An 8,762-nucleotide genomic window follows, 5' to 3' on the forward strand; every position below is an offset into this window, starting at 1 on the left:
CCACGAGATCGACTACAAGCGCCCGCTCGTCCACCGGCACGAGCCGGTGCTCGTCGAGGGTGAGTGACGGGACTTGAACCCGCGGCATCCTGGACCACAACCAGGTGCTCTACCAGCTGAGCTACACCCACCATGACCGGCGATCCTGCGCTTGGTTCACCTGAAGTGGTTCACCGACCGGCCGAGAAAAAGTGTACAGGGTCCGAAGGGGTGCTCGCTCCCGCCTTTACGGCGGGGGCTACTGCGCGGGCAGGACGTGCTTCGCGGCGATGGAACGGGCCGTGTCCGAGTCCGGTCCGGGCTGCGGGACGAAGATCGCCTCGCGGTAGTAGCGCAGCTCGGCGATCGACTCGCGGATGTCGGCCAGCGCCCGGTGGTTGCCGTTCTTGTCGGGACTGTTGAAGTACGTCCGGGGGTACCAGCGGCGGGCCAGCTCCTTCACGGAGGAGACGTCCACGATCCGGTAGTGGAGGTACGCCTCCAGGGTCGCCATGTCCCGCAGCAGGAAGCCGCGGTCCGTGCCCACCGAGTTCCCGCACAGCGGGGCCTTGCCCGGTTCCTTGACGTGCTCACGGATGTAGGAGAGGACCTCCTCCTCCGCGGCGGCCAGGGTGGTGCCCGCGGCCAGCTCGTCGAGGAGTCCGGAGGACGTGTGCATGGTGCGCACCACCTCCGGCATCGTCTCCAGCGCGGCGTCCGGCGGACGGATCACGATGTCCACCCCCTCGCCGAGCACGTTGAGCTCCGAGTCGGTCACCAGCGCGGCCACCTCGATGAGCGCGTCCTCCGACAGCGAGAGACCGGTCATCTCGCAGTCGATCCACACCATGCGATCGTTCATGGGCTCACCCTACGGCCCGCTCACCCGCCCGGGCAGGCCCGGGACCTCGGCAGTCGTGACCGGCGGGGCGACGGAGCGGCGGGGCCGGGGCCGCGAACGGCGCCGGCCCCGGACCGTGAAGGGTCCGGGGCCGGCACACGACGTCACCGCGGAGCTAGGGCGCGCTCCGCTGGCCCGGCAGGCTGTGCCGTCCGGCCGCGTACAGCTCGCCGCCCGGGCGGCCTGCGTCCGCGGAGAGGGACGAGGCCGCCGCGCCGACCGCGTGGGCGGCCGCCGTGCGGCGGGTCTGGAACGGCACGGGCGACTCCTGCTGCAGCACCGGCGGCGCCGGTGGCGGCGCACCGTCCGGGTCGCTCTGCTTCTCACCCTGCGGGCGGCGTGCCCGGTACGCGGCGCGGTACGCCGCCGGGGAGGAGCCGAGCTGGCGGCGGAAGTGCCCGCGCAGCGCCACCGGCGAACGGAAGCCGCAGCGGCCCGCGACCTCGTCCACCGAGTAGTCGGACGTCTCCAGGAGCCGCTGCGCCTGGAGCACCCGCTGCGTGATCAGCCACTGCAGGGGAGCGCTCCCGGTGAGCGAGCGGAACCGGCGGTCGAACGTACGCCTGCTCATGTACGCGCGTGCCGCCAGCGTCTCCACGTCGAACTGTTCGTGGAGGTGCTCCAGTGCCCAGGCGACGACCTCCGCGAGGGGGTCGGCGCCGATCTCCTCTGGTAAAGACCGATCGAGATAGCGCTCCTGGCCGCCGCTGCGCCGGGGCGGGACCACCAGTCGGCGGGCCAGTGCCCCGGCCGCCTCGTTCCCGTGGTCCGTCCGCACTATGTGCAGACACAGGTCGATCCCCGCCGCGGTGCCCGCCGACGTCAGCACGTCGCCGTCGTCCACGAACAGCTCGCGGGGATCGACATGCACCGACGGATAGCGCTTGGCCAGCGTCGGTGCGTACATCCAGTGTGTGGTCGCGGGACGGCCGTCCAGCAGCCCTGCCGCGGCGAGCACGAAGGCGCCGGTGCACAGCCCGACTATGCGGGCGCCCTCCTCATGTGCCCGGCGCAGCGCGTCGAGCGCCTCCTCCGGTGGCGGTGAGGTGATCGACCGCCAGGCGGGCACGACAACGGTGCCCGCGCGGGAGATCGCCTCCAGCCCGTTGGGCGCGGTGAGTTCCAGGCCACCTGTGGTCCGCAGCGGGCCTTCCTCACCGGCGCACACCAGTAGTCGATACCGCGGTACGCCGGCGTCCTGGCGGTCGATGCCGAACACCGACAGCGGTATGGAACTCTCGAAGATGGGGCCGCCGCTGAACAGCAGCACCGCGACGATCTCCTTGCGGCGTCGCCCGGACAGTTTCCGGACTGCGGCTTCCGGCGCGGCAGTGGAGTCGTGGCTCATCCTGCTAAGCCCCCCTCGGTGGTCGCGGCTCCTCGGTTGTGTCGCTCCTGCACGTTTCCCCTCGGTCCTGCACGAGTCCCCCGCCGTAAGACGTCAAGATCGAATCTACTGTGTCGTGTGGTGCCGAGGTGGCCAGTTCAGCACTCGGCAGATTGTCGACATGGCAACTTGGCGTGAAGCATTCGATCACGAAGCGTTGCACTCGTGGGCCGCACAGGGAAGTGCGCCTCGTCCCCGTGGCCGGTCCCCGTAGGGTGCGGGCACCCTACGGGACCCTTTCGGTGCAGGTCGAACGGGGGTTGGGGGGTGGTTCGGCCAAGGGGTACGCAGGGTATGGAAGTTGGCTGAAAAGCAGCGGGCGCGTGCGCACAAACCGGTCAGTCAACCGGCGTATTTCCACCGGCGTGCCAGCGTTCGTGCCGGCGTTCGTCCCGACCGTCGTGGCTGTCCTGGCCGTAGTGACGGTCGCCACGGTGATCACCGTCGTCTGCCCCGTCATGCCGCACATGATGCGGTGTCCGCTCCGTCGCGCGCAGGTGCGCCGCGCCGCGCTCGGAGCGGCGCAGCAGTACGCGGCAGGTGGCCGTCACCGCGGCGAGGCCCAGGGCCGTGCCGGCCGCGCCCGCCAGTGAGGTCCCGTACCCGACGAGGACGACCGGAACCAGGACGCAGCTGAAGGCCGCCCAGCGGACCACGTCCGTGGCGGTGTCCTGTGTGGCGGGCCTGGCTTTGGGGGCGGTGGTGGTGGCGGTAGTGGTGGCGGTAGTGGTGGCGGCGGGAGGGTGGGGTGCGGTCGTGTGGTGGACGGGCACGGTGGGCTCCTCCCTGGGGGGTGTGGGGTACGTGGGTTCAACGCTTGTTCGAGCGGGCGGTCACGGGGGGTTTTCCCAGGGTTCCCCTGGGAGCTCCCGGCTCCGCCGTGGGGTGGGGGCGTCGGGTGCGGGGCTGTGGGGGCTTGTCGCGCAGTTCCCCGCGCCCCTTACGGGCTTCGCCCCGGAGTGTGGTTGTCGGGTGCGGGTCCGGTGGGGGCCGGTCGCGCCGTTCCCCGCGCCCCTTGGGACGGGCTGCGCCCTGTCCTGGGTCGTATGTCGGGTGCGGGTCTGTGGGGGCTTGTCGCGCCGTTCCCCGCGCCCCTCGGGACGGGCTGCGCCCTGTCCTGGGCCGTATGTTCGGCCGCGGGTCTGTGGGGGCTTGTCGTGCCGTTCCCCGCGCCCCTTCGGGCTTTGCCCTCTCTGGGCTTGGGGGTGTTGGGTGAAACGGCTGTACGGGGCAGCAACCGTTGCGTTAAGGGCGTGCTCTCGGGCATGCTCCGGGGAACCCTCCCGCGGCGAGAGCGGGATCTGGGCAGAGGAGGCGTGCCGCCGTACCCTGGGGGGTATGGGGTTGGGAAGATGATTCCCGGACACAGCTCCGCAGCTCCTGTCGGCCCACCCAAGAGGATCCGAACGCCGAGACACCCATGGCCGGTCACGAATTCGAACCCGCGGACCGCAAGCGCCCCGTCGCCGATCACACGGCGGCCGAGCCCTTGGCGGCGGAAGAGACACGCCAGTCCTGCGACCCAGCCTTCAAGCACGGCGTCGTCGTGGGCTTCGACGGCTCGACATCCAGCGAGCGCGCCCTCGCGTACGCGATCGGCATGGCCTGCCGCTCCGGATCGGGCCTGATCATCGTGCACGTCGCGAACCGGCTGCCCACCACGGTGTGGGCCGGCTGCGAGCCCCCCGTCTTCGTGGACGTCCCGGACCACCGCACCGAGGTGCTCGGTCTTGAGCTGGCCTGCGCGGAGTATCTGGCCGAGGTCCCGTGGATCCTCGTCGAGCGCGGTGGCGACATCTGCCACGAACTCGAAGAGGTGGGGCGGGAGTACGAGGCCGACGCGATCGTGGTGGGGTCGACCCACGGGATCGTCGGGCGCATCTTCGGGTCGGTCGCGGGTCGGCTGGCCAAGCGGGCGCAGCGGCCCGTGGTGGTCATTCCGTAACGCGGACCGCTGCTCGGTTCGTAACTCGGCTTCTTCCCAGGTGACATGCGTCCCGGGGCGCGGCAACTCCCTTTCGTGGCACGGCAAAACTACTCATGCGTAGATGTGTTTGTGTGCTTGTGAAGGGCATATAGGCAGCAGGTTTGCCGTCGTTGGGCGGTGTTGACGAGCGTGTACGTGCTGCCGGCCGGAGCGTGACGGTTACCGGTGGTGGGCAGCCAGCCGGGGTTTTGGGCGGCCCCGGCGTGTGAACGGACCCCCGCGTGTCTGGTGGCGACACGTGGGGGTCCGTTCCGTTCCTTTGCGGTGCGGTGCGGTGCGTTGCCTCTGCGGGTCCGGTGGGGGCTGGTCGCGCAGTTCCCCGCGCCCCTTAGGGGCGAAAAGACTGCGCCGTTCCCCGCGCCCCTTATGGGGCGCGCCCCTTGCGGGGCTATTCGACCGTTACCGACTTTGCCAGGTTCCTCGGCTTGTCGATGTCTCGGCCGAGGGACAGGGCCGTGTGGTAGGCGAGGAGTTGGAGGGGGATGCCCATCAGGATGGGGTCGAGTTCGTCCTCGTTCTTCGGGACGAGGATCGTCTGGTCGGCCTTCTCCTGGTGCTCGTGGGCCACGGCGAGGATCTTGCCGCTGCGGGCCTTGATCTCCTCCAGGGCCGCGCGGTTCTTCTCCAGCAGGTCGTCGTTCGGGACGATCGCGACCGTCGGCAGCGCGGGCTCGATCAGCGCGAGCGGGCCGTGCTTCAGCTCCGAGGCGGGGTAGGCCTCGGCGTGGATGTACGAGACCTCCTTCAGCTTCAGCGAGGCCTCGCGGGCCACCGGATAGCCGCGTACACGGCCGATGAAGAGCATCGAGCGGGCCTCGGCGTACTGCTCGGCCAGCTTCTTGATCTCGTCCTCCTGGTCGAGGATCTCCGTGATCTGGCCGGGCAGCTTGCGCAGGCCCTCGATGATCCGCTTGCCGTCGGAGACCGACAGGTCACGGGTGCGGCCCAGGTGCAGGGCGAGCAGCGCGAAGGCGACCGTGGTGTTGGTGAAGCACTTGGTGGAGACCACGCAGACCTCAGGGCCGGCGTGCACGTACATGCCGCCGTCCGCCTCGCGGGCGATGGCCGAACCGACCACGTTCACGATGCCCAGCACCCGGGCGCCCTTGCGCTTCAGCTCCTGCACGGCGGCCAGCACGTCGTACGTCTCGCCGGACTGGGACACCGCCACGTACAGCGTGTCGGGGTCGACGACCGCGTTGCGGTAGCGGAACTCCGAGGCGGGCTCGGCGTCCGCGGGGATACGGGCCAGCTCCTCTATCATCTGCGCGCCGATCATGCCCGCGTGGTACGAGGTGCCGCAGCCGAGGATCTTCACGCGGCGGATCTTGCGCGCCTCGCGGGCGTCCAGGTTCAGCCCGCCCAGGTGCACGGTCGAGAACCGGTCGTCGATCCGGCCGCGCAGCACCCGGTCCACGGCCTCGGCCTGCTCGTGGATCTCCTTGTGCATGTACGTGTCGTGGCCGCCCATGTCGTAGGAGGCGGCCTCCCACTCCACGGTGGTCGGCTCGGCCGTCGTACGGGTGCCCTCGGTGGTGTACGTACGGAAGTCGTCGGCCTTCAGCGTCGCCATCTCGCCGTCGTCGAGCGTGACGATCTGGCGGGTGTGGGTGACCAGCGCGGCGATGTCCGAGGCGACGAACATCTCCTTCTCGCCGATACCGAGGACGACCGGCGAGCCGTTGCGGGCGACGACGATGCGGTCCGCGTGGTCGGCGTGCATCACGGCGATGCCGTACGTGCCCTCGATCAGCCGGAGGGTCTCGCGGACCTTGTCCTCCAGCTTCTCGGCGGAGGAGCGGGCGATGAGGTGCGTGAGGACCTCGGTGTCGGTCTCCGAGAGGAACTCGACGCCCTCCGCCTCCAGCTTCTTGCGCAGGTCGGAGGCGTTGTCGATGATGCCGTTGTGGACGACCGCGACCTTGTTGTCGGCCGACATGTGCGGGTGCGCGTTCTCGTCGGAGGGGGCGCCGTGGGTGGCCCAGCGGGTGTGGGCGATGCCCGTGGTGCCCGCGAAGCGCTTGGGGACGCGGGCCTCCAGGTCACGGACGCGGCCCTTGGCCTTGACCATCTTCAGACCGGCCGTCTTCGGTGACGTCACGACGAGACCGGCCGAGTCGTAGCCGCGGTACTCCAGGCGCTGCAGGCCCTCCAGGAGGAGCGGCGCCACGTCGCGCCTGCCGATGTATCCCACGATTCCGCACATACAGAGAAGTTCCTAGCCGTAGACGATGCGGCGCACCTGCCGGAGCGTGAGCTCCGGCGGTGCGACCGCGCGGTATTCGAGGTCCGCCCTGATCCGTTCGAAGATCGCCGAGTTGACCAGGCCCTGTGCCTGGAGCTCCCGGTGGCGGCGACGGACGTAGTCCTCCGTCGTCTCGTCGAAGTAGGCGAGCACGTCCTGGATCACCCGCAGTGCCTCGCCCCGGCTGAGGGGCGAGGAGCGCGTCAGGTGATCAACAAGGTCGTCGTGCACCCGTTGATCCTGGGGTAAAGCGCGGGCAATCGCAAGGATCCTGCCCGATTTCGGGCAAGGGGCTGTTGAAACTCTTATGGGAGCCTGTTCGGGGCCTGTTCACCCTGTGGCCCGCGGGTGGATGGTTGCCGGGAGCACCTTTTCAGCCATGGACATTCCACGTATGGGGATCCCCGAGCGGCTCGCCGGGCGCATGAGCATGGCCGAGCAGCACGAGTACCTGCACTCCAGATTCTCCCGACGCACGATGATCAGAGGCGGGGCCGTCACCGTGGGTGCCGTCGTGGGTGGCGCGTTCCTGACGGGGGCGAGCGCGCAGGCCGCCGTGCCGGGGGCCGCGCGTGGCGCCGCGACCGCCTCGGCCTCCGCCGCCGGGAAGGTCGACGGGGCGCTCGTCGCGCCCTTCGGCCGGCACCTCGCGTACGGGGCCGACGCGCGGACCCGGATGACCGTCTCCTGGCAGGTCCCGGTCGCCGTGCGCAAGCCGTACATCCGGATCGGTGCCCATCCGTGGGACCTCTCCCGGAAGATCGAGGCCGAGGTCCGCACGCTCTTCACCCCGGCGGGGGTCGGAGCCAGTGGCGATCACACGCAGTACTACCTGCACGCCGAGCTGAGCCGGCTGCGGCCCGGGCGCACCTACTACTACGGCGTCGGGCACGAGGGCTTCGATCCGGCGCAGCCGCGGTTCGCGGGCACGATCGGGACGTTCACGACCGCGCCCGCGCACGCCGAGCCGTTCACCTTCACCGCCTTCGGCGACCAGGGCGTCAGCTACCACGGGCTCGCCAACGACAGCCTGATCCTCGCGCAGGAGCCCGCGTTCCATCTGCACGCCGGTGACATCGCGTACGCGGACCCGTCCGGCATGGGCAAGAAGGAGGACACCGGGTACGACTCGCGGACCTGGGACCAGTTCCTCGCGCAGACCGAGTCCGTCGCCAAGCAGGTGCCGTGGATGGTGTCGTACGGCAACCACGACATGGAGGCCTGGTACTCCCCGAACGGCTACGGCGGCGAGGAGGCCCGCTGGCGGCTTCCCGGGAACGGGCCCGACAGCAAGAACCTGCCCGGCGTCTACACCTTCGTGCACGGCAACACGGCGGTCATCTCGCTCGACGCCAACGACATCTCCTTCGAGATCCCGGCCAACCTCGGGATCTCCGGCGGTACGCAGACCAGGTGGCTGGAGACGCAGCTCAAGAAGTACCGGGCCGCGGAGGGCATCGACTTCGTCGTGGTCTTCTTCCACCACTGCGCGTACTGCACGTCCACCGCGCACGCCTCCGAGGGCGGGGTGCGGCAGGAGTGGGTGCCGTTGTTCGAGAAGTACACGGTCGATCTGGTGATCAACGGGCACAACCACGTGTACGAGCGGACCGATGTCCTCAAGGGGAACGCGGTCGCCAAGGAGCTGCCCATCGGAGGGACCGCGTATCCCGAGACGGACGGGGTCGTGTACGTGACCGCGGGGGCGGCGGGGCGGAGTCTGTACGCGTTCAGCGCGGAGGAGTCGTACGAGGGGCATGTGAAGGACGAAGACTCCGTGTCGTCCTTCGTGTGCCTTGCGGACGGCGGACGGCAGAAGGAGACCGTCGCGTGGTCTCGGGTGCGGTACCTGGACTACTCGTTCCTGCGGGTGGATGTGACGCCGGCCGGTCGGGGGCGTCTTGCGACGCTTGAGGTGACGGGGGTCGCGGAGACCGGTGAGGAGGTCGACCGGTTCACTGTGGCACGACGGGTGCGGTGACCCTGCGGGGCGGGTGCGTGGGGGCTGTTCGCGCAGTTCCCCGCGCCCCTCGGGACTGGCTGCGCCCTGTCCTCGGCCGTGTGTCGGCTGCGGGTGGGTGGGGGCTGGTCGCGCAGTTCCCCGCGCCCCTTGGGACGGGCTGCGCCCTGTCCTCGGCCGTATGACTGCTGCGGGCCGGTGGGGGCTGGTCGCGCAGTTCCCCGCGCCCCTCGGGGCGGGCTGCGCCCTGCCCTCGTATCGCGGCTGCAGGTGCGTGGACACTCCTTGCACCCTGCCAGCCGG

General features: G+C 70.0%; 7 protein-coding genes and 1 tRNA gene. 2 read left to right on the forward strand and 6 right to left on the reverse strand.

Annotation, left to right across the window (positions count from 1 at the left end; genetic code table 11):
* Positions 1-58 precede the first annotated feature (58 nt).
* From ACFWGJ_RS38050 to ACFWGJ_RS38065, 4 genes are all read right to left on the reverse strand, one after another.
* Positions 59-131: transfer RNA gene (locus ACFWGJ_RS38050), tRNA-His, on the reverse strand.
* A 107-nt stretch (positions 132-238) separates the two neighbouring features.
* On the reverse strand, positions 239-841 hold the full coding sequence (orn, locus tag ACFWGJ_RS38055) for an oligoribonuclease (protein WP_387333537.1): 603 nt from the start codon (positions 839-841) through the stop codon (positions 239-241).
* 154 nt (positions 842-995) lie between these two features.
* A complete protein-coding gene (locus ACFWGJ_RS38060; RefSeq protein WP_387333538.1) occupies positions 996-2,228 on the reverse strand; it encodes a helix-turn-helix domain-containing protein in 1,233 nt (410 codons plus the stop codon).
* A gap of 377 nt (positions 2,229-2,605) precedes the next feature.
* Positions 2,606-3,040 (reverse strand): hypothetical protein, encoded by a 435-nt coding sequence (locus ACFWGJ_RS38065; RefSeq protein ID WP_387333539.1) that lies wholly within the window; start codon positions 3,038-3,040, stop codon positions 2,606-2,608.
* Between the two features lie 647 nt (positions 3,041-3,687).
* On the opposite strand from ACFWGJ_RS38065, the gene ACFWGJ_RS38070 reads away from it, so the two are divergent.
* Positions 3,688-4,212, forward strand: coding sequence for a universal stress protein (locus tag ACFWGJ_RS38070; protein ID WP_107016076.1), 525 nt, complete (start codon positions 3,688-3,690; stop codon positions 4,210-4,212).
* Between the two features lie 430 nt (positions 4,213-4,642).
* Here the strand turns inward: ACFWGJ_RS38070 and glmS are convergent, their stop codons facing one another.
* Entirely contained in the window at positions 4,643-6,460 is a 1,818-nt protein-coding gene (glmS, locus tag ACFWGJ_RS38075; RefSeq protein WP_387333540.1) for a glutamine--fructose-6-phosphate transaminase (isomerizing), read from the reverse strand.
* A gap of 12 nt (positions 6,461-6,472) precedes the next feature.
* Positions 6,473-6,730, reverse strand: a complete 258-nt coding sequence (locus ACFWGJ_RS38080) for a hypothetical protein (RefSeq protein ID WP_387333541.1) — start codon at positions 6,728-6,730, stop codon at positions 6,473-6,475.
* Between the two features lie 148 nt (positions 6,731-6,878).
* Here ACFWGJ_RS38080 and ACFWGJ_RS38085 point away from each other — a divergent pair, with 148 nt between their 5' ends.
* Positions 6,879-8,480, forward strand: a complete 1,602-nt coding sequence (locus tag ACFWGJ_RS38085; protein ID WP_387333542.1) for a fibronectin type III domain-containing protein — start codon at positions 6,879-6,881, stop codon at positions 8,478-8,480.
* Positions 8,481-8,762 lie beyond the last annotated feature (282 nt).

This window comes from Streptomyces sp. NPDC060205 (assembly GCF_042728395.1).
In the GTDB taxonomy this organism is placed as follows: Bacteria; Actinomycetota; Actinomycetes; order Streptomycetales; family Streptomycetaceae; genus Streptomyces.

Coding starts and splice junctions, on each gene's coding strand:
- ACFWGJ_RS38085 (WP_387333542.1), top strand. CDS start 6,879: ATGGACATTCCACGTATGGGGATCCCCGAGCGGCTCGCCGGGCGCATG.
- ACFWGJ_RS38070 (WP_107016076.1), top strand. CDS start 3,688: ATGGCCGGTCACGAATTCGAACCCGCGGACCGCAAGCGCCCCGTCGCC.
- glmS (WP_387333540.1), bottom strand. CDS start 6,460: ATGTGCGGAATCGTGGGATACATCGGCAGGCGCGACGTGGCGCCGCTC.
- ACFWGJ_RS38060 (WP_387333538.1), bottom strand. CDS start 2,228: ATGAGCCACGACTCCACTGCCGCGCCGGAAGCCGCAGTCCGGAAACTG.
- orn (WP_387333537.1), bottom strand. CDS start 841: ATGAACGATCGCATGGTGTGGATCGACTGCGAGATGACCGGTCTCTCG.